This is a genomic window from Streptomyces sp. NPDC088252 (assembly GCF_044740965.1).
GTDB lineage: Bacteria > Actinomycetota > Actinomycetes > Streptomycetales > Streptomycetaceae > Streptomyces.
Window position 1 is genome coordinate 14,369 of the sequence record NZ_JBIURS010000037.1, and the last position, 20,587, is coordinate 34,955.

At 70.3% G+C, this 20,587-nt stretch carries 12 protein-coding genes and 3 pseudogenes; 4 read left to right on the forward strand and 11 right to left on the reverse strand.

What is annotated here, in order from left to right:
• Positions 1-232: 232 nt before the first annotated feature.
• The 6 genes and pseudogenes from ACIOHC_RS40075 to rpmG form a co-directional block, all read right to left on the reverse strand.
• Positions 233-689, reverse strand: a pseudogene (locus ACIOHC_RS40075) (Y4yA family PLP-dependent enzyme); the annotation flags it as partial.
• A gap of 279 nt (positions 690-968) precedes the next feature.
• The gene (locus tag ACIOHC_RS40080) at positions 969-1,271 is read right to left on the reverse strand and encodes a hypothetical protein (protein WP_365694389.1); all 303 of its coding nucleotides are present in this window, start codon (positions 1,269-1,271) and stop codon (positions 969-971) included.
• Positions 1,272-1,478: 207 nt separating this feature from the next.
• Positions 1,479-1,721, reverse strand: coding sequence for a 30S ribosomal protein S18 (rpsR, locus tag ACIOHC_RS40085; protein WP_365694391.1), 243 nt, complete (start codon positions 1,719-1,721; stop codon positions 1,479-1,481).
• A 42-nt stretch (positions 1,722-1,763) separates the two neighbouring features.
• A complete protein-coding gene (locus ACIOHC_RS40090) occupies positions 1,764-2,918 on the reverse strand; it encodes a GTP-binding protein (protein WP_365694393.1) in 1,155 nt (384 codons plus the stop codon).
• Positions 2,918-3,172, reverse strand: a complete 255-nt coding sequence (locus ACIOHC_RS40095; protein ID WP_365694395.1) for a type B 50S ribosomal protein L31 — start codon at positions 3,170-3,172, stop codon at positions 2,918-2,920. Before ACIOHC_RS40095 ends, ACIOHC_RS40090 begins: the two co-directional genes overlap by 1 nt.
• A gap of 46 nt (positions 3,173-3,218) precedes the next feature.
• The gene (gene rpmG, locus ACIOHC_RS40100) at positions 3,219-3,383 is read right to left on the reverse strand and encodes a 50S ribosomal protein L33 (RefSeq protein ID WP_203183923.1); all 165 of its coding nucleotides are present in this window, start codon (positions 3,381-3,383) and stop codon (positions 3,219-3,221) included.
• A 68-nt stretch (positions 3,384-3,451) separates the two neighbouring features.
• Between rpmG and rpmB the strand changes: the two genes are divergently transcribed.
• Both rpmB and rpsN read left to right on the forward strand, forming a co-directional pair.
• On the forward strand, positions 3,452-3,688 hold the full coding sequence (rpmB, locus tag ACIOHC_RS40105; protein ID WP_365694398.1) for a 50S ribosomal protein L28: 237 nt from the start codon (positions 3,452-3,454) through the stop codon (positions 3,686-3,688).
• Positions 3,688-3,993 carry a 30S ribosomal protein S14 gene (rpsN, locus tag ACIOHC_RS40110; protein WP_365694399.1) on the forward strand — a complete coding sequence of 102 codons (306 nt, stop codon included), beginning with the start codon at positions 3,688-3,690 and terminating at the stop codon, positions 3,991-3,993. Before rpmB ends, rpsN begins: the two co-directional genes overlap by 1 nt.
• Before the next feature lie 189 nt (positions 3,994-4,182).
• On the opposite strand, the pseudogene aztD reads toward rpsN, so the two are convergent.
• From aztD to ACIOHC_RS40135, 5 genes and pseudogenes are all read right to left on the reverse strand, one after another.
• Positions 4,183-5,244 (reverse strand): annotated as a pseudogene (gene aztD, locus ACIOHC_RS40115) (zinc metallochaperone AztD); the annotation flags it as partial.
• Between the two features lie 27 nt (positions 5,245-5,271).
• A pseudogene (locus ACIOHC_RS40120) lies at positions 5,272-5,844 on the reverse strand (metal ABC transporter solute-binding protein, Zn/Mn family); the annotation flags it as partial.
• Between the two features lie 157 nt (positions 5,845-6,001).
• Entirely contained in the window at positions 6,002-7,177 is a 1,176-nt protein-coding gene (locus ACIOHC_RS40125) for a GTP-binding protein (protein WP_365693491.1), read from the reverse strand.
• Positions 7,178-7,183: 6 nt separating this feature from the next.
• Positions 7,184-7,354 (reverse strand): 50S ribosomal protein L32, encoded by a 171-nt coding sequence (gene rpmF, locus ACIOHC_RS40130; protein ID WP_365693490.1) that lies wholly within the window; start codon positions 7,352-7,354, stop codon positions 7,184-7,186.
• 1,193 nt (positions 7,355-8,547) lie between these two features.
• Complete coding sequence (locus ACIOHC_RS40135) at positions 8,548-9,306, reverse strand: class I SAM-dependent methyltransferase (protein WP_365693488.1); 759 nt, start codon at positions 9,304-9,306, stop codon at positions 8,548-8,550.
• Between the two features lie 547 nt (positions 9,307-9,853).
• On the opposite strand from ACIOHC_RS40135, the gene ACIOHC_RS40140 reads away from it, so the two are divergent.
• Together ACIOHC_RS40140 and ACIOHC_RS40145 are read left to right on the forward strand one after the other, a co-directional pair.
• Positions 9,854-13,894, forward strand: a complete 4,041-nt coding sequence (locus ACIOHC_RS40140) for an amino acid adenylation domain-containing protein (RefSeq protein ID WP_401846450.1) — start codon at positions 9,854-9,856, stop codon at positions 13,892-13,894.
• Entirely contained in the window at positions 13,891-20,577 is a 6,687-nt protein-coding gene (locus tag ACIOHC_RS40145; protein ID WP_401846451.1) for an SDR family NAD(P)-dependent oxidoreductase, read from the forward strand. The genes ACIOHC_RS40140 and ACIOHC_RS40145 overlap by 4 nt, the downstream gene beginning before the upstream one ends.
• Positions 20,578-20,587 lie beyond the last annotated feature (10 nt).

Sequence of the window (20,587 nt, forward strand, 5' to 3'; positions counted from 1 at the left end):
ATCACGGCCGCCTGTCGGCTGTCCGGCCGCTCCCGCGCTACGCACTACCGCCGGCTCCGGCCGGCACCACCACGCAGAGTACGTGCCCCGCAGGTGCAGCCGTCGGCCCTGACGGCCGAAGAGCGGGCTGCGTTCGCGTGCCGCTCGGGTGGCGCGGCCCGCCAGCTCGCCCACGTGCACACGGCCCACTCACCGTCCTCATCCACGTCCTCGGGATCCAATTGTCGAGGTGGAGGACGATCGGATCCAGGAGGATGCCGTGCTTCTCAAGGGCGCAGTCGTCGGCATTCATCGCCAGGCGTATCGAGTGCGTGCCGTCCGTCTCGCGCCGCGTCTCCAGCACGCGTGCCAAGGTCAGCCCGCACTGGTCCAGAAGGGCCCGGCCCGGCTCGACACACAGGTCGTACAGGTTCTCCAGCAGCAGGGTCGCCAGTGGGCGGCCGAGCGTGGGGGCGGGACTGCGCAGGGGTTTCGTCCAGGTAGTCGGCCTCGGCGGCCGGACGATGGGAGGGGTATAGCTCCAGGCTTCGACGGAGGGTGCCCCCTTCGCTGCTCAGCACGTACGAGTGACTGCGCCAGGCCAGAGGCTCGCGTCGGCCCATGACCGCCAGGGTCAACTGGCTGGTGCAGCGCTCCCACTGTGCCCGGTCGGCGAGGTAGCTGACCCCGAATCCACAGCCGATGTCGATCACCCGGGTCCAGGAACAAGGGGACGGCCAACAGCGGCAGTCGCCTCTCAGTGGGTGGCAGCGACAGCTCGACTGCCGCGGGCACTGGTTGGCGCCGCCGTAGGTGATGGGTCAGCTCATCGGGATGATTGTCATGTTCATAATGTCCAGGTCGAGTGGCCTCTATGCCTGCTTCAACAGCGACAGGCGCCTGTGCGGGGAGTCCGCACCGGCGCCTGTCATGTTCGCGAATGTCACCCGATCAGTCGATGTCGACGGGCCTCCAGCGGCAGTGGTTGATCAGTGATCGTCCCAATGCCCGTCGTGCGAGGCGTGCCGATGGCCGTCGTGGACGTAGTCGACGTGGTCCTCGTGCGGCACGGCGACATGACCGCAGTCCAGTCCGTGCTGGTGCTCGTGCCCTTCGTGCACCGAGTGCGCCGGATTCACGCACTCGTCGACATGGTCTTCGTGGACGCGATGCAGGTGGCTGTCGTGCGCGTAGTCGATGTGGTCGTTGTGCGGGATCGCCACGTGGCCGCATCCCGGGGCGTGCTGGTGCGCGTGCGCGGGGTGGGGGTGGTGCGCCGTGGACGTGGGCATCTCGCTGACTCCTTCGTGGGTTCGCTGCCTGAGAGACGCCGGAGTGGCCTGCCAGGGAAGGAGTGGCAGACATGTGCGGCATATCTCGCAGCGTAAGCCTGTCCTGGCACGGACGCCTCCGGGCGCGCTGCCAGCGCTTCGCGCGTCTTGCCCAGGCTTTCGAACGGCACCCCGCGCCGCACCGCGACGGCTGCCGCGGGCCGCGGATCACTTGCTGGCGCTGGAGTACGGCAGCAGCGCCATTTCGCGTGCGTTCTTGATCGCTGCGGCGACCTGTCGCTGCTGCTGGGCGCTGATACGGGTGACCCTGCGGCTGCGGATCTTGCCGCGGTCGGAGATGAACTTCCGCAGTAGGTCGGTGTCCTTGTAGTCGATGTAGGTGATCTTCGCCGCGTCGAGCGGGTTCGGTCGGTTCTTGGCGGGTTTACGGGGTTCTTGGCGTCGCGTCATGGGTCTTCCTTACGGGGCTGGGTGCTCGGGTGCGTGAGGCGGTCAGTGGACCGGGTCGAGAAGCGCGTCGAATGCGGCCGGCAGGTTCTTCCATGCCGCGCGGCCTGCTTCGTACTCGTCGTCGGTCAGCAGGCAGGAATCGAGCAGAGCGGTAAGTCCGTCCCGGTCGAGGCCGGGAGAGATGAAGACCAGGTGCTGGCAGCAGTCGCCGTGCTCGGGGTGCCAGTCCAGTGCGGCGGCCGCTCGCCGGACCGGCGGAACCATGTCCCAGGCGGCGTCCGGCAGGGAGGCGAGCCAGGGGCCGTTGTTCTCGACGCAGAGCGCGCCGCCCGCCGCGTCCCAGGACAGGAGGGTGTCGGGACGGTCGGCGAGCCAGAACCGCCCTCGGCTGCGGGCCGCCGCGCAGCTCAGGTCCTCCAGTGCGTCGTACAGGCGTTCGGGATGGAATGGGCGGTGCTTGCGCCACACGAGAGTGCTGACGCCGGCCTCCTCGGCCTCCTGGGGCAGCAGGGCGCAGGCCGGATGCTGGCCGGCGCCGGCCGCTTCCACGTCGAACCCCGCGAGAGCCAGCTTCACCAACTCCTGGGAACCGGCCGCTGCTTGCGGTGCCGTCGGGTGCAGCTGACCGATCAGCGCGCGGTCCTCCTCGTCCGCCCGGTTGTTGTCCACGAGGGCGACAGCCGACGCGTACTCCAACTGCCGGGCCCAGGTGTCTCCGACGGTCCGCTGATCGGTGGCTGCGGCTGCCAGACCCGCCTCGGCGAGGTCGTCACCGTTGACGAGGTAGGGCAGCACGAGGGCGGGATCGACGGCGGTGATCACGCCGGTCACCTCGGCCAGGCCCTCACCGTGTGCGGCGATGACCTCGGCCATGGCCTTGGGCTCGACGGAGTCCCAGAGCTCGACGATGGCCATCCTGGTCACTCCGTCGGCCGCCAGGCGCTCCAGCTCCGGCATCAGGTCCTCGCTCAGGGCGCAGCAGGCGCAGTCGTTCACCAGGGGGGCCTCGCCGCTGGAGAGCATCCCGGAGGTGTCACGTACGGTCCGGTGCACCGTTCCCTTCTCCGCTGTTGCCAGGTCGTGGTGCAGCGCGACGCTGTGAGGTACTTCTTTCAGGAGCCCCTCCACGACCTCGTGGCGTGCGTCCGAGTGCAGCCCGTTGACGATGACGACGGGGAGCGTGTGCTTGTCCTCCATCACCGGCCCTCACGGCGGCCGTAGCGCCGCTCGAAGCGCTCGACGCGTCCCGCGGTGTCCAGGACGCGGGCGGTCCCCGTGTAGAAGGGGTGGCTCGCGGAGGAGATCTCCACGTCGACGACCGGATAGGTGTTGCCGTCCTCCCACTCGACGGTGCGGTCGCTGGTCAAGGTGGAGCGGGTCAGGAACGCGAAGGCGGCGGCCTTGTCGCGGAAGACGACGGGGCGGTAGGCGGGGTGGATTCCGGGCCTCATGGCGGTGTCCTAGGGGTCGGGGGGTGTCGAGCGGGGAGTTGCGGTGTCAGCGCTCTTCGCGGAAGTCGACGTGGCGGCGGACGAGCGGGTCGAACTTCCGCAGCACCAGCCGGTCGGGGTTGTTCCTTCGGTTCTTGCGGGTGACGTAGGTGTAGCCCGTTCCCGCGGTGGAGCGGAGCTTGATGATCGGGCGTAGTTCGTTGCGAGCCATGCCGCTACTATATGGCAATGGTTTCCATGTTCAATATGGGGCCGGCTCAATGAGAGGCAGGTAACTTCGTGTCCGCCCACTGCCAACTGACCGGCGCACAGCCGGGCTTCGGCAACAACATCTCCCACTCGCACCGGCGCACGTCGCGCCGGTTCGACCCGAACATCCAGCGCAAGCGCTACTGGCTGCCCAGTGAAGGACGGCATGTACGACTGGTGCTGAGCGCCAAGGCGATCAAGACGATCGACACCATCGGCATCGAGGCAGCGGTAGCTCGCATCCGGGCGCGGGGAGAGAAGGTCTGATGGCCAAGAAGAGCAAGATCGCGCAGAACGAGAAGCGCAAGGCGACCGTCGAGCGGTACGCCGCACGGCGTGCGGAGTTGAAGGAGATCATCCGTCGGCCCGGCATCACGGAGGCCGAGCGGGCCGCCGCGGTCGAGGAACTGCGCCGCCAGCCGCGCAACGCCAGCGCGACCCGGGTGCGCAACCGGGACAGCGTGGACGGCCGTCCCCGCGGTCACCTGCGGAAGTTCGGGCTGTCCCGGGTCAGGATGCGCGAACAGGCGCATGCCGGATTCCTTCCCGGAGTGACCAAGTCCTCCTGGTGACACCTCGGTATCGATGACGGGTGGTGGTACGGCCGGCGGGCCGCACCACCACCCGTCGCCCTTTCCCGGCCCGATGGCCGCCCCGGCCGATGGGGCGCTGTCGTGGGGGCACGGGGACCTCGCAGGACAACAGGAGGAGCGCGCTCCCGCCCGGCGGGAACGCGCTCCTCGTGTCTCGGGAGAGGGCCAGTGCTGCTTGACGCCACTCAGTTCGTTGGGGGCCTTCGGCAGTTCCGTCGAGGCCAGCTGCTTGCCCGACTCGATGTCGATGGCCAGCAGTTTCTTGCTCGACGGGTCCGAGACGTACGCCGTGTGGTCGCGCACGAACAGCGCCGGGCGGGGCTGCTGCCAGTCCAGCGGCTCCTGCCACGAAGCGAGGGCGGAGATCTTCTTGGTCACCTTGCCCGTGGCGGGGTCGATGACATGGATCTTGCCGTCGGTGCCCAGGACGAGCGCCTCACCGTGCGGACCGCGTGCCAGCGAACGGAAGGTGTAGCTCGTACCGATGTCGACGAGCCGCATCGTGCCCGTCTCGGTGTCGATGAGCGACACCTGCTCCGGGCGTTCCAGCTCGGCGTCCTTGTCCTTCTTGTAGTCGCCGAGGACGATGGGGGACTCGTCGGACCCGGCCTGGTTGCCGATCCGGCCGTACTTCGTGGGGCTCTTCACCTTCTTGATGGCGCCGTCCTTGTAGATCAGGACGCCGTCTTCGCAGCCGATGACGACCGTCTCGCCCTGCGCGGTCGCCTCCCCGTGGACGCCGGGGCACTCCTCGTTGCGGGTGATCTCCTTGCGGTCCTTGTCCAGTACGGCGATGCCGACGCGCTTCTCCTGCGTACCGAGGGTGGTCACCAGCTTGCCGTCGGCGAGCTGGATGGCGACACCATGGTGCGGGGCGGCGGAGGTGTACGTCTCGGCCTTCGGCTTCGTGTCACCGAGGTCCTTCGGGTCGAAGACCGTGACCACGCCGGTGCCGTCGGCGAAGAGGATGGTCTTGCCCGCGTGACGTACGACGTGGCCGGGCTTGCTGCCTTCGAACTCGACGTCGGTGAGCTTTCGTCCCGCTGCGTCCAGCACCTGGAAACCGGTCGCGGTCGAGACCATCACATGGCGGTCGCTGCCCGCGGGGTTGACCCGGTTGAACCCCTCAAGCGGTATGTCCTTGGCGAGCTTCAGCGTCTTTCCGTCCAGTACGTACAGGCCCCCGTCGTACGTGGTGACGATCGGGTCCACGACCTGGGCGGCCGCTGAACCCGACGCCTTGTCCATCGTCTTCGCGAATCCGAAACGCTGGGCCAGATAGCCGAAGACATGGTGATTGGTCACCAACTTGCGCTGATCGGATGGGATTTCGTCGAACTGTTTCCACATCCACGCGGTGAGTTCGGTGACTTGCGCTCCGTAGGCGGATGCGTTCTTCTCGACGACGGCCTTTTTGACGCCCCTCACGTTCTCGGTGACCTGGTCCGCTATGAGCCCGACGGCCTTGCGGACCCGCTCGGGGTCGGTCCAGAAGTGAGGGTCGGGCTCGTCGGCGGAATCGCCTGCCGTGTAGGTGATCGGATCGACAGCGTCTCTGACCGCCAGGGTGGAGACGCCGGCCTCCTCGGCGGCCTCCACATGACGCAATACGTTCTCCTCCAGGCCGAGGCCGTTGTAGACGACCAGATCGGCCTGCTCGATGGACGCCGCCTGCGGAGCCGAGACACCGAAGGAGTGCGGATCGGTGCCGGCCTGCATCAGCACGGTCACCTCGGCCTCGTCGCCGACGATGTTGCGGGTGATGTCACCGAGGATGTTCGTGGTGACGACCACCGAGGGGCGGCCTTGCTCGATTCCCGACCCACTGCTCGGTAATGACCCGGGGTGAGTGAGGCCCCTGCCGCCGCGTGTACGCGTGTATAGGTGAACCCCGTCGACCGATGGTCTGGTCGACGGGGTTCACCTATACACGGGTAAGGACCGGACCGGACGATGCCGTGGCTGCGACCACCGTCCGGCCCGGAGTTCAGGGGTGTGCCGCCACCGGGTCCGGGTGCTTGTGCTCACACGCGTCGTCGATGCCGTAGGTGTCCCACTCCGGGAACGGATCGGTCACGGGCCGCGCCTCTCCCTCGGACATCAGGCACTCGGCCAGGGCATCATGGAGGGCCTCCACCTGCAGATCCGTGCCGATGAAGACCAGTTCCTGGCCCTGCGCGGTGTCGGCGTCGCGCGCGCCGGACGGCTCGAAGCGGGCCACGGAACCCGCCTGTGACCAGAGTCCGGTCACGTTTGGCCGACTGGACAGCCAGAAGAATCCCTTGGAGCGCAGTACCTGCCCGTACCGGCCGCTGTCGAGCCCGCCGGTGACGAATGTCCACAGGCGGTCGGGGTGGAAGGGGCGGTCCGAGCGGAAGACCGTGCTGGAGATTCCGTACTCCTCGGTCTCCGGCATGTGGTCCCCGTTCAGTTCACGAACCCATCCGGGAGCCTGCTGGGCCCGCTCCAGGTCGAAGAGGCCGGTGCCGAGAACCTCGGACAGTTCCACGCGGCCTCGGCTGACGGGCACGATCCGGGCCACCGGGTTGAGGCGGTTGAGTGCGGCGTTGAGCTGTTCGCGCCCTCGCTCGTCCACGAGGTCCAGCTTGTTCAGCACGATGACGTCGGCGAACTCGATCTGGTCCATGAGCAGGTCGCTGACCGTCCGCTCGTCGTCCTCGTACTGATCGAGTCCGCGCTCGGCGAGGCCGTCACCCCCCGCCAGTTCCGGAAGGAAGTTGGCCGCGTCGACCACGGTGACCATCGTGTCGAGCCGGGCGAGATCACCCAGTGTCGCCCCGTCGTCTCGTGGGAAGGAGAAGGTCGCCGCCACCGGCATCGGTTCCGAGATACCGCTGGACTCGATCAGCAGGTAGTCGTAGCGCCCCTCGCGGGCGAGCCGGTCCACCTCTTCGAGCAGATCGTCGCGCAGGGTGCAGCAGATGCATCCGTTGGTCATCTCGACCAGGCGTTCCTCGGTGCGCGAGAGTGCGGCCTCACCCCCGCGCACCAGTGCCGCGTCGATGTTGATCTCGCTCATGTCGTTGACGATCACCGCGACCCGCATGCCCTCGCGGTTGCCGAGGACATGGTTGAGCAGTGTGGTCTTGCCAGCCCCCAGAAAGCCGGAAAGCACAGTGACGGGCAGTAGGTCCTGGGCCATGAAGGATCAGCCCTCGGGGCGCAGGAGGCCGCGCTCGTAGGCCCTCACCAGCCGCTGCGGCACCTGGTAGACGGAGCCGTCGACCGTGACGGACACGAGCTGAGGCGTCGTGGTCTTCCACTGAGCACGGCGGTGACGGGTGTTGCTGCGGGACGTTTTCCGCTTCGGGACTGCCATGAAGACCTCCTGGGTCGTCGTCGACACCGAACGCTATATGAAAACGATAGTCAATTCCAAATGGGTTCTGCGGCGCGGACCCGTCCCTCCGCCGGCGCTCACCGCCCCACGACGGCGCACCCCCTCGCTGACATGAATCGCCCCGCCGGTAGCCGCTCGATCACCTCGTACTGCCGCGCCGCGGCCGCTGACTCCCGCACCTCGGCGCCGATAGCGCCGTACGGCCGATACGCATGTCTTTTCGGTCGTGCCACCGAAGAGAGTGCACGTCCCCTTGCATGTCATGACATCGGTACGCCCGAGGTTCTGGCGGTGCGTCGCAGAGCCACCGACGCCCTCACCGAGGCTCAGGAGGCGCCCGAAGACGGTTCGGGTGCATCCAGCCTGGCGTTGTGTATACCGGGTGTTCCATCGTGAGGAAGGCCAGACGGCACGCGCCCAGCCCGCCGCGGCGCAGGGCACGTGAACCGGCCAGGTCTCGCTGTGTAATAGGGGAGCTGTGGTCATCGCGATTCCATGACGCTCATCTGACGCTCCGGCCCCTGGATGATCGACCATCAGGGCCGGGAAACTGCTCCTGAACTGGCCTTTTTCCTGGTGCGGCCTCGGTTGACATCTTTTCGATGACGCATCATGTGGAGTGCGTTGCCATCCTTGAATCGGCCGCGAAGGGCTCCTGGCCTGCGGTTTTGCGTGTGCGCATTATGTGCGGTGCGGGCGTTACGGGCGATATCTTGACGCTCGTTAGACGCTCGTCCTGATGGGTCGTCAGGCGGTGGTAGGGGCAGGTCAGGGCCCGTGTTGCGCGGGTGTTGGCGGTACGCCGCTGGAGAAAGGCGGCGCGCTGTGCGCAGGTGCAGTTGTGATCAGTTGTCTTGGAAGAGACCAGCCATCCCCGTGACCTGCCGAGCTGGGCGGCTGCGGGTCGCTGACCTGCGCAGCTGGTCTTTCGGCTGCTTCGCGCTCGTGCTCGTCGATTCAGCCGGAAGTCCCAGAAAAGCCCCAGGGCACTCCCAGCGGCGATCGCGACTCTTTCGGCTCTATGCAGCGTGCGGGGGCGTGGTGTGGGCTGGGGCAGTCCTGTCGTTCCGGCACCCTCATGTCACCGAACAGGGAATCTCGGAGATAAGGGCCGTGAGGGGAAAATGTGCGAGGTCCGCCGATCGCCGCGCCGAGGTCATCCGTGGATGACGTCACGCCTCCTCGCCCGCATGTGTGATGACGTGCAGGCCGTGATCAGCGTCCACGGAGGTGAGGTGCAGGTCGTGCTCGATGAGTTCCTCCGACAGCTCTTCGGAGGTGAACACGTGCCAGAGGTCGGAGGCGGTGAACTCATTGACCACGGTGCCGTTGTCGACGATCCGGTAGGTCATGTGCCAGGTCACGGAGTCCGTTCCGGCGGGCTCGGCCGAGGCTGATGCCGTGTACAGACGGCGCCCCAGTGTGGTCTCGCTCATCGGCGTCGACGGAACGGACTCCGGCCTGGTCGGGGGGTATATGTTCAGCACGGCCCTGCCCCGCGGAGCGAGCCGTTCCGTCAGGAGGGTCCACAGGGCGTTGCGTTCCGCCGGTGTCAGGTGCCCTATCACGTTCATCGCGACGAGCCCCGATATCTGTTCGGGGAGCGTTGCCGACAGGATGTCCTCACCCAGGACGGTAACCCGCCCGGGCAGGCCGTTGCCGGAGGCCAGTCGGGCCAGGAGGGCTGTGCGCAGCGAGGGGTGCGGCTCCACGGCGACGATCTCGGTGGCGGGCAGGGTCTGCGCGATGGCGACCGTCCCTTCTCCGGTGCCGGCGCCGACATCCACAACAGGGCCCAGGGATGTGTCCAGGCCGTCGAGGGCTCGGCCGAGGGCCGGACCCAGCCCCTGCCATGCGGAGGGAATGAGAACTGCGACGTACTCGGCGGTCCTGTCGTAGAACCGCTGCTGGGAAGCGCTGTTGTCAGGCATGTCGTCTCCGGAGTCCGAGGGCGTGGTCGCTCCGGCGCGTTCGCCGCTGAGCTTGTCGCATGGCGCGGGCGCGATGGGGCGCGGCGCTCGCGCGTGGCCGGCCCGGTCCTCGGGGGTTGAGGGGCGACCGCGACAGGGTGGGTGGCTACCGTAAATGAATACCATATTCAAAAAGAAGGATTGCGTCGGAGCTTCTCCGGTTCGATGACCCTCCCGTCGGGTGGCCCGCCGTGGATCGGTCCGGACGGTAGGGCCGCCATCGCCCCTGCGTGCCCGTCCTGCGGTGCCGGGTGGCCGATGGGGTGTGCGTCGACGAAGTGGACGACCGTCCCGGCCGCCTTGCTCTGGTCCGGTGTCGCGGATCCGTAGCCGGTCCGCACCTGGGGTGCCGGCGGCCATGGCTCTGCCGTGCGTTCGGCTCCTGTGCTGTGTCCCGCACGGCGTTCATTGATTTGATAATCATTTTCATCTATCTTCGCAAGCGTCACGCTCCACCCCAGCTGCCGCCGGATGGAGCCTCACCCACCCGCGCTGCGACGGAGACCGGATGAACCAGCCTGCCCGGACCGATGATGTCCTCGCCCTTGTCGTCGAATGCATCGCTGACGTACTTGGGTCGGACGTCGAGAAAATCGCGCCTGGGGTGCAACTTGCAGCCCTGGGTCTGGAGTCGTTCACCGCGGTGAGGCTCAGGCGCAGGATCCGAGAGCGCGCGGGACACGACCTGCCGCTGACTGCGTTCCTCGGAGAGGCCGCGACCGCGCACGGCATAGCGGAGCGAATCGCCGCCGCGAACGGCCGCCACGACGAGGCCGTCGCCGCAGCCGTCGTCGGCCCGGCCGGGCAGGCAGCAGCGGAGACTTCCCCCGCCGCCACCGAGGGGACTGAGGGGAACGAATTCTTCCCATTGACCCCCATCCAGGCGTCATACCTCGCAGGGCGGGCGGAGGGTCTGCCTCTGGGGGGTGTGGCCACTTTCTACTACTACGAGTACGACCGCGCCGTTGCGGACCTCGATCCACTGGCCGACGTTGCTCGCCTCGAAGCCGCTTGGAACCGGCTTGTCGAGCACCATCCGATGCTCCGCATGACCGTGGACGACCGGGGGCGTCAGTGCATCCTGCCGGAGCCCGGCCCGTTTCGCATCGGAGTCACCGACCTTCGAGAGGCTTCGACCGACAGGGTGCAGGAGGCGCTGTCCGCTCTGCGCTATGAGTGTTCGCACCGGTGTCGCCCCACGGGCTCATGGCCGTTGTTCGTCCTGCACGCCGCTCTCCTGCCGGGAGGCGGGACGCGGCTCCATGTCGGAGTGGACGTGCTCATCACGGATATGGCGGGCTGGATGCTGCTGATGCGCCAGTGGGGCGCGCTCGTCGCGGACCCGGGGCACGAACTGCCCTTCGTGTCAACGCAGTTCACCGATATTCAACGCGCCCGGGAGCAGGATCCCGAGTGGTCCGCCCGACGAGACCGGGACCGTGCGTACTGGTCCGACCGCGCCGTGTCCCTGCCGCCGGCCCCGCGCCTTCCCGTGCTCCGCGATCCGGCGGACACCACTCCGCCGCGTTTCGTCCGGTGCGAATCCGGGCTCGACGCCGAGGCTTGGTCGGCCCTGCGAACCCGTGGCGCCGAACACGGGGTCACGCCTACCGCGACGCTCCTCGCGGCCTTCGCCTTCCTGCTCGCACGGTGGGACGCGGGTGAGCGGCTGTGCCTGAACACCACGTTGTTCGACCGCCCGGACAGCCCGGACGAGGGCGTCGGCGCCGTAGGGGACTTCACCACTACCGCCCTGGTCGGAACCCCGCCCTGCCGACCCGGAGACTGGGACGGCTTCGCCGCGTACGCCACCGAGGTCAACCACCGCTTCTGGGAGGACCTGGACCACCGGTCCGTGTCGGGGGTTGAGGTGTTGCGGGACCTGCGGGGAACAGGTACGTCCCCGGCCACCGCACTCAGCCACCCAGTGGTCTTCACCAGCGGGGTGGGGCTGGCCGGGGACTCGGAACCGCCGGCCGCGTGGATCGGGGAGGAGGTCTTCGGGGTCTCCCAGACGCCCCAGGTGCTCCTCGACCACATCGTCTGGGACGAGGGCGGGCGACTGCGCTTGGCCTGGGACTCCGTCGACGGGGCGTTTCCCGACGGCTGGATACGGTCCTTGCTCGATGCCTACGTCAGGCTCCTGGGCACGCTGACGGAGCCGGCGGCGTGGACGGACCGGTCCCTGGGCTGGGACCCCTCCTTCCGCCAGGAGGAGCCGCTCGACGCCACGCCCTTCCCGACTGCGGGCACCCTCCTGCACGATCCCGCTCTCGACGCGGCGAAGCGCCATCCGAAGCGGCCCGCGCTGCTGGCCGCCACCGGAACGGTGACCCACGAACGTCTCGCCGCCAACGCCGCGGCCACCGCGGAGCTGCTCCACGCGCACGGCCTGGGTCCGGGAGACATGGTGGCGGTCGTCTGTCAGAAGGGCACCGCACAGATCACCGCGGTCCTCGGTGTCAGCACCTCCGGTGCCGGCTACGTCCCCATCGAGCCCTCCTGGCCCACTGCGCGCATCCTCGCCGCCTGTGAACGGGCGGGCGTGCGGCACGCGCTGGTCGGCCGCGGGGTTGACGTCGCCTGGCCGGAGAACATCTCCGTGCACCGCCTGACCGCGGCGGGCCGTCCGGGCCGCCCCGCTTCCCGTCCGCAGGAGCCGGGCCCCGTACCGAAGCGCCCGGCCCCGGAGGACACCGCCTATGTCATCTTCACCTCCGGCTCCACCGGAGTCCCCAAGGGCGTCGAGATCCAGCACCGAGCCGCCCGCACCACCATCGACGACATCACCGACAGGTTCGCCATCACGGCGGACGACCGCGTCCTGGCGCTGTCCGCCCTCAGCTTCGACCTCTCCGTCTACGACGTGTACGGAGTCCTCGGCGCCGGAGGCGCGCTGATCCTGCCCGACCCCGCGCGCCAACGCGACCCGCAGCACTGGCTCGAAGAGGCCGGACGCCACGGCGTCACCGTGTGGAACACCGCTCCCGCCCTGCTGGAGATGCTGGTCGAGTACGCCGAAACGGAACCGGAAGCTGCCACCGAGGCGCTGCGCACCCTGCGGCTGGTCATGCTGTCCGGCGACTGGATCCCGCTGAGCCTGCCCGACCGGCTGCGCAGGCTCGCCCCGCGGGCGCAGGTGATGAGCCTCGGTGGCGCCACCGAAGCCTCCATCTGGTCCATCACCTACCCCGTGGGGGCCACCGACCCGTCATGGAGGAGCATCCCCTACGGACGAGCTCTGAGGGGACAGTCGTTCCACATCCTCGACGAGAACGGTGCGCCTTCCCCGGTCGGGCAAGCAGGAGAGCTGTTCATCGGCGGTGACGGGCTGGCCCGTGGCTACATCGGGGACCCCGCCCAGAGCGAAGAACGCTTCGCCGTGCACCCGGTGCTGAGGCGCAGGCTGTACCGGACGGGAGACCTCGGCCGCTGGTCGCCGGACGGCACCATCGAGTTCCTCGGGCGGTCCGACCGGCAGGTGAAGATCCGCGGTCACCGTATCGAGCTGGGCGAGGTCGAAGCTGTCCTGAGCCGTCATCCGGCAGTCCGGCAGTGCGTGGTGTCCTCGATCCCCGGCCCGGACGGCAGGCCGCGGTTGGTCGCGCATCTCTCCCCGAAGGGCGCGAGCGAACCCCCGGCCGCCGAGGAACTGGCCGCGGAACTGCGCGAGAAGCTTCCCGAGTACATGGTTCCCACCCGCTTCCTGATCCTTGATCACCTGCCGGTCACTGCCAACGGCAAGATCGACCACGCCGCGCTCACCGTGCCCCACCGCGAGGAGACCCGGGCAGCGGGCCCGGCCGCCCCGGCACCCGAGGCCCCACGGGATTCCCGGCCGGCGCAAGCGCCGGCGCCGCAGCGTGCCGCAGGGGCGTCGGAGGCAGTCCCGTCCGACGCGAGCTGGCTCGCCACGGCCCTCGCCGAGGCATCCGCGCTCGGACTTGAGGTCAGTGTGGTCGCGCGCCCCGGACCGCTCGCGGTGGAGGAGGCGCTGGAGGCGTCCGCGCAGTGGCTGCGCAGGGTGCGCAAGGCGGGCGGTGGGGCCCCGTTGGAGCTGAGGCTGAGCGCCGACGCCCTGGTGGAGGTGGCCTGCCCGCCCGGCACGGTGGGACGCGGCCCGGTCGGCGCCGACGCGCTCCCGGCCCCGGTCGACGCGAGCAGCGAGCGCCCCGACCACTGGGGGTACCGTGCCGTGGCGGCGGACCCGGCCGTACTGGACACCGTCACCGGGATCATCGCGGAGCTGACCGACGGCACCGTGACCCCCGACAGCACGTTCACGTCCCTTGGTGCGACCTCACTGACCCTGGTCCTGGCCCACCGGCGGCTGCGCCAGGGGCCGGCGCCGCGGCTCGCCCTCGCCGACATGTTCGAGCACCCCACCGTGGCGTCACTGGCCGCCCGCATCACGCAGCAACGCGCCGAGGACACGGCGCCTGCCCAACCACCGCGTGAACCGTCCTCCGCCCCTCCACCGCCGATCCAGGCCCGCCGCCGCGCCAGCAGGTCCGCCGCCCGCGCCCTTGCCGAGGAGACCGCACGATGACCGGGCCGGAACCCGAGACGAAGTCCGACGACGAACTGATCGCCGTCACCGCGCTGGACTGCCGCTTCCCGGGCGCCCCCGACACCGTGGCCTTCTGGGACCTCCTCATATCCGGCCGGAGCGGACTGACTTGGCAGACCCGGGAAGAGCTTGCCGGGCACGGCGTCCAGGCACGCCTGCGTGACAACCCCGCGCACGTGCCGGTCAGCGGACTGATCGACGAGCAGGACCATTTCGACCCGGCCCCCTTCGGGCTGACCGACGCCGAGGCCGCGCTCATGGACCCGCAGCAGCGGCTCTTTCTGGAGGCGTGCTGGCGGGCACTGGAGAGCGCCGGGCACGGGGGAGGAACGGGAGCCGGTGCCGTGGGCGTCTTCGCCGGCTCCGCGCACAGCGACTACCTGACCCGCAACCTCGCCGACCGGTACGACGACTCGGCTGCCGACCCGGTCGGCAGCCTCCAGGCCGCCCTCGCGGGGGTGGCGGACTACCTGCCTCTGCACGTCGCGCACCGGCTGGCGCTGACCGGGCCCGCCATCGCGGTCGGTACCGCGTGCTCCACCTCTCTGGTCGCCGTTCACCTCGCGGCCCAGTCACTTCTCGCGGGGGAGTGCGACACCGCGCTCGCCGGAGGGTCGTCCCTGATCGTTCCGCAGGGCAGGGGCTATCTGCACGTTCCCGACGGCATCTTCTCGGTGGACGGGCATGTCCGTACCTTCTCCGCGCAGGGCACCGGCATCGTGCACAGCCAGGGCGTGGGGGTGACCGTACTGCGCCGCCTGAGCGACGCCCTGCGCGACGGCGACCCCGTCCTGGCGGTGCTGCACGGATCCGCGGTCAACAACGACGGCGGAGACCGCTCCGGATTCACCGCCCCGTCGCCGCGCGGACAGGCGCGGGCCGTCACGGAGGCGCTCGCCGTCGCGGGCATTGCCCCGGCGGACGTGAGCTACGTCGAGGCCCACGGCACCGCGACCCGTCTCGGTGACGTGGTCGAACTCGGCGCACTACGCCGTGTTTTCGGCGACGACGGCCCGGCCTGGTGTGCGCTCGGCTCCGTCAAGAGCAACATCGGCCACGCCAACTCGGCCGCAGGCATCGCCGGGTTCGCCAAGGTGGTCCTCGCCCTGCGCCACGGCCAACTGCCCCCGTCGCTGGACGCTTCACCGATCAACCCCGACCTCGCACTGGAGGGCTCACCCTTCACCGTCGTACAGCGGCCCACCGCCTGGCCCGGGAACCGCTTCGCGGGCGTCAGCTCCTTCGGCATCGGGGGTACCAACTGCCACGTGGTCCTGGGCAGTGCCCCGGAGCGCCCCGACCCAGTCAGGGACCCCCGGCCGCAACTGGTCCTGCTCTCCGCCCATCAGGACGACGCCCTGGCCCAGCTCGCCGAGGACGCCGCGACCGTCGCGCGGGAGGCATCCGTCGCCACCGCGGACGCCGCGTACACGCTGCACGCGGGCCGCCGCGTGCTGCCCTGGCGGGCGGCGGCAACCCTCACCGGCGACCCGGTCGCGGATGCCCGGACCCTGCGCACCGCCCCCCGGCGTACCGCCCGCCCCGCCCCGCCGAAGGTGGTCTTCGCGTTCCCCGGCGGAGGAGTGCAGTACCCCGGTATGGGGCGGGAACTCTACGAACAGGAGCCCGAGTTCGCCCGCACCGTCCAGCAGTGCGCGGACCGTTTCGACGACGGCACCGGCCCCGGAATCGCCCGGCTCATCACGGCCGATCCGTCCGACGAGGAGGCCGGGCGTCTGCTGCGCGACCCTGCGTACGGCCTCCCGGCCCTGTTCGCCTCGTCCCTCGCCACCGCGCGCACCCTGATCGCCTGGGGCATCGAGCCCCAGGCCGTCGTGGGGCACAGCCTCGGTGAGTACGCCGCCGCGGTGGTGGCCGGCGCCTTGCGGCTCGACGATGCCGCGACTCTGGTGGCGGTACGTTCGCGCGGCATGTCCCGGGCCGCCGGCGGTGGCGTGATGCTGACGGTCCCGCTGGCCGAGCTCATGGTGAACGAACTGCTGGAATCACACCCCGGACTGGACCTGGCCGCGGTCAACGGCCCGCAGTCCTGTGTGGTCTCCGGCCTGACCTCCGACATCGCCGGACTGGAGCGCCGTCTGAACGCCGACGGCCTGCGGACGGTGCGGCTCTCGCTGGACGCCGCCGCCCATTCCCGTCTCGTCGACCCGGTCCTCCCCGAACTGCGTGCCGCCGCCGAAGCGATCCACCCGCAGATTCCACGCCTGCCGCTGGCGACGACCCTCACCGGCGGCCTGCTGCGGACCGCGCCCGGCGCCGACCACTGGGTCCCGCACCTGCGTTCCGTGGTGCGCTTCTCCGACGCCCTGTCCACCGCGATGGCGAAGAGCCCCACGGCCCTGGTCCAGACGGGGCCGGGCGGCGGACTCCTGCAACTGGCCCGCCGGCACCCCGCGTTCGAGATCCTCACCACCCTGGCCACCTACCCGGACCGGAGCGAGCCCACGGGCGGACGCGCCGCGCTGCTCACCGCCGCCGGAGAGCTGTGGACCCACGGCGTGCCCCTGGACCCCGACGCGCTGCATCGCCCCGGACGGCGCCGGGTCAGTGTGCCGGGCCTGCCGTTCCGGCGACGCAGGCTCTGGATCGACCCGCCCGCCCAGCAGCGCACCTCGGCCGGCTCCGGCCCGTACGCGACCGAGGCTCCCGACGAGACGGAACCTCTCCAACTGCCTGTGTGGCATCGAGGTCCCCGGCTGGGCAGCCCCGCCCTGCTGACAGGCCGATGGCTGGTGGCGGGTCCCGAGCACGCCCCGGTGGTCACGGCGCTGCACGACCTGCTCACCGAGGCCGGCGCCCGGACCGTCACGCCGGCCGAGGCGGAGGGGGCTCCCACAGAACCCTGTACCGGCATCGTCCTGATCGACGCGGCCGAGCCCGAGCCCGGCCATGACGCGCAGGACGCCGCCGCGCAGGTCACCGATTCCGTCCTGCGCTACGCCCGGGTGGCGCGGACGGCTGCGGCATGGGCGCACCGGACGTGCCTGATCCATGTCACCGCCGGAGCCCAGCAGGTGGAGAGCCGGGACCGGCCACGCCCCGAGGGGGCCGCCACCCTGGCGCTCCCCCGCGTCCTCGCCCAGGAGTTCCCCGGTCTGCGCTGGCGCGCCGTGGACCTCCCCACGGTCCCGGCCACGGCAAAGGACCTCCGCGAGGTGTGCGCCGAGGCGGCGGACCTGGCCGGCGGCGCTCCCAATGGAGTCGAGACCGCTGTCCGGGGAGGGCACCGCTGGCTCCGCGGCATCGCCCCCTGGCGTCCCACCGGTCCGCAGGCCGACGACGGCACGGGCACCGCCCTGGTGCTCGGCGGCCTCGGGGACGTCGGGCTGGCTCTCGCCGGTCACCTGGCGCGGACCGGACGCCGCGTGGTCGTGACCGGCCGCACCGGGCTGACCGCCGCCCCGGCTCCGGGTACCAAGGAGGCCGCCCGGGCCGAAGCCGTACGACGCCTGCGGGCCGACGGCGCCGACATAGAGGTGCACGCGGGCGACGCCGCCGATCTCGAAGCGACGGCCGCACTCCTGAGCCGGCTGACCGAACGGGACGGCCCGCTGGACCTGGTCGTCCACGCCGCGGGTGTGGTGGCCTCCGCGGCTGTGGCGCCCCTGCGGTCCGGTGAAGCGGACACCGTACGTGCACACGTGCATGCCAAAGTCACCGCCGCCGAGACGCTGCGCACCGCGCTGCGGCGTCTGCCCGCCGACCGGCAGCCGGCCACCGTAATGCTGATGTCCTCCGCCACTGCCTTCGTCGGCGGACTCGGGCTGGGATCGTACGCCGCGGCCAACCGCTACCTCGACGCCCTGGCCGAGCGCGAGGGCGTCGAGAACGCGGAGGGGACGCGCTGGATCAGTGTCGCCTGGGACGGCTGGCGGGTCGGTCCGGGAGGTACGGAGCGCGTGGTCGCCTCCCGGCACTCGATCGGTCTCAAGGACGGCATGCGCAGCGTCGAACGGCTGCTGGCACTTGCCGGACAGGGCCGGGTTCCGGCTTCCGTGGCCGTGTCCCCGGCAGACCTGGGCCGGCGTACCGCCGGTACCCCGCCCACGACGCCCGCGGCCACCGCGGCACCTGCGGCGGCCGACGGATCCGGCCCGCGCGGCGGCAGGGAGCACCTGCTCGCCGGCCTGTGGTCGGACCTGCTCGGATTCCCCGTGACCGACCGCGACGCCGACTTCTTCGCGCTCGGCGGGCATTCACTGCTGGCCACCCGAATGCTGGCCAGGCTGCGTGACGACCACGGAGTCGACCTGCGGCTGCGGGATCTGCTGGCGCGGCCCACCGTGGCGGCGCTGGCCGACCTGCTCCCGGAGCCGGACCGAGCACCCGCGGCGCCCGACGTCGCGGCGGCGCCCGGCACCGGTGGCCCGCCCCGCCCCGCCGGGGAAGCGCTCGTCGATCGGGACGACTTCCCGCTGACCCGGGTGCAGCACGCCTACTGGGTGGGCGGCTCGGGCGGCTACCGCCTGGGCGACGTCCCGTGCTCCTTCCACCTGGAGTACGACTGCCCGGGGCTCGACATCGAGCGCTACGAAGCCGCATGGAACCAGGTGATCGCCCGCCACCCCATGCTGCGGGCGGTGATCTCCCCCGAGGGCCGCAACCGCGTACTGGAGAAGGTTCCCCACTACCGCATCAGGATTCAGGACCTCTCCGGCCAGGAGCCGCGCGAACGCGAGCGGAGACTGGAGCGCATACGCGAGCGGATGGTACGCCGTGAGCCGCGCCCCGGTCGCTGGCCGCTCGTCGACATCCGCGCCGCCCGCCTCCCCGGCGACATCGTCCGCCTGTACGTCAACGTCGACGTGCTCGTGTGCGACACCGCCAGCTACCTCCTCCTCGACCGCGAGCTGCGCACCCTCTACCGGGATCCCTCGGCGCAACTGCCCGCTCTGACCACCCACTTCGCGGACTGTGTGGCAGCCCTTGAAAGGAGGACCGCGAGTGCCGAGTACGCCCGCGCCGCCGCCTACTGGAGGGCCAGGGCGGACGACCTCCCGGGCGCCCCGGCGCTGCCGGTGAGCACCGCCGCATTCGACGAACGCCCCCGGTTCGGCCGGCGTACCACCCGTCTTGAGCCTGCGCGTTGGGACGCCGTGAAGGCGGAGGCGGCACGCCGCGGCCTGACGCCCACGGCGGTTCTGCTGGCCGCCTATGGAGACGTCCTCGCACAATGGTCCGGTCAGGACCGCTTCACCGTCACCCTCACGCTCTTCGACCGGCCCGCCGAACTGCCGGGCGCGGACGCCGTGGTCGGCGATTTCACTTCGCTGCTGCTGCACGAGGTGGACCGCTCGGACGACACCGGATTCGCCGACGCCGCCGCACAGGCCCAGCGCACCCTTTTCGAGGACCTGGACCACCGGCAGTTCTCGGCACTGGAACTGCTTGCTGAACAGTCCTCCCGCACCGGGCGCACCTCCTCCGTCCCGGTCGTCTTCACCAGCGCCCTCGGCCTGTCCGGCCCCCTGGGCGGGGATCATGACCTGGACTGGGTCGGCACCCCGGTCTACGGCGTGAGCAGTACGCCGCAGACCTGGCTGGACCACCAAGTTCTGGAGCAGAACGGGGCATTGCTGCTCCAGTGGGATGTACTGGAAAGTGCGCTGCCGGCCGACGAGGCCGACCGCATGTTCCTGGAGTACGCCGACCGGGTGCGTGCCCTGTCGGACGGACCCGCGAACTGGGACACCGGAGCTCGCCGGTTCACGGCCGTGACCGCGCCGCAGACCGGCCCCGGTTGCTCGCCCCGCACGCCGTCGGCGCGGGACGAACTCGACGTAGCACTGCTCCTGCACGACGGAGACGGGGACCGCCCCCTGTTCCTCATGCATCCCTCCGGCGGAGACGTCCTCTGCTACGGGGAGATCGCCCGTCTGCTCACCGACAGCCGCCCGGTGGTCGCCCTCACCGACCCGGAGCTGACCGGAGGCACCGGACCGGCCACCATCGCCGAGATGGCCGATCGGTACCTCGCGGCGGTGCGCTCGTACCAGCCGCACGGGCCCTATCTGCTCGGTGGCTGGTCCATGGGCGGCACCGTGGCCCACGAGATGGCGGCGGAACTCGAACGGCGGGGCGAGCGCACGGACCTGCTGGTAATGATCGACTCCAACACACCCGACCGCATCCGTGATCTGGGCGGAGCCGACCCGGCTCAGGCCACCGCCATCGCGGCGGTGCGCTACCTGTACTCCCTGGAAGCGTTTCTCGATCTGGACCTCGGGATCGGCGACGACGGACTGAAGGGCCTGGAAGCCGACGCGGCCCGTGCCGCCGTCACCGAACACCTCCGGGAAGCCGGCCTCATCGGCCCCCGGGATACGGCTGACACCCGGCTCGCGGTCTTCGAGCGTCATCTGCGCGCCCTGGGCGCCCACCGGGCGAGTCACCTCACCGACCCCGCCACCCGGCTACTGGTGATGGCGGCCACCCGGCCGTCCCCCCGCAACGCGGGGGTTGGCATGGGAGTGGACGACGCTCCGGACCTGCCCGCCCTGGGCTGGCGCCCGCACGTCGCCGGACCGCTCGACGAGGAGACCGTCGAAGGCCATCACTACTCGCTGCTGACCGGGCCGGCCGCCGTACGGGTCGCCTCGCTCATCGACCGGGCGCTGGCCGCCGTTCCGCGGGCCGGCTGAAAACGCCTGC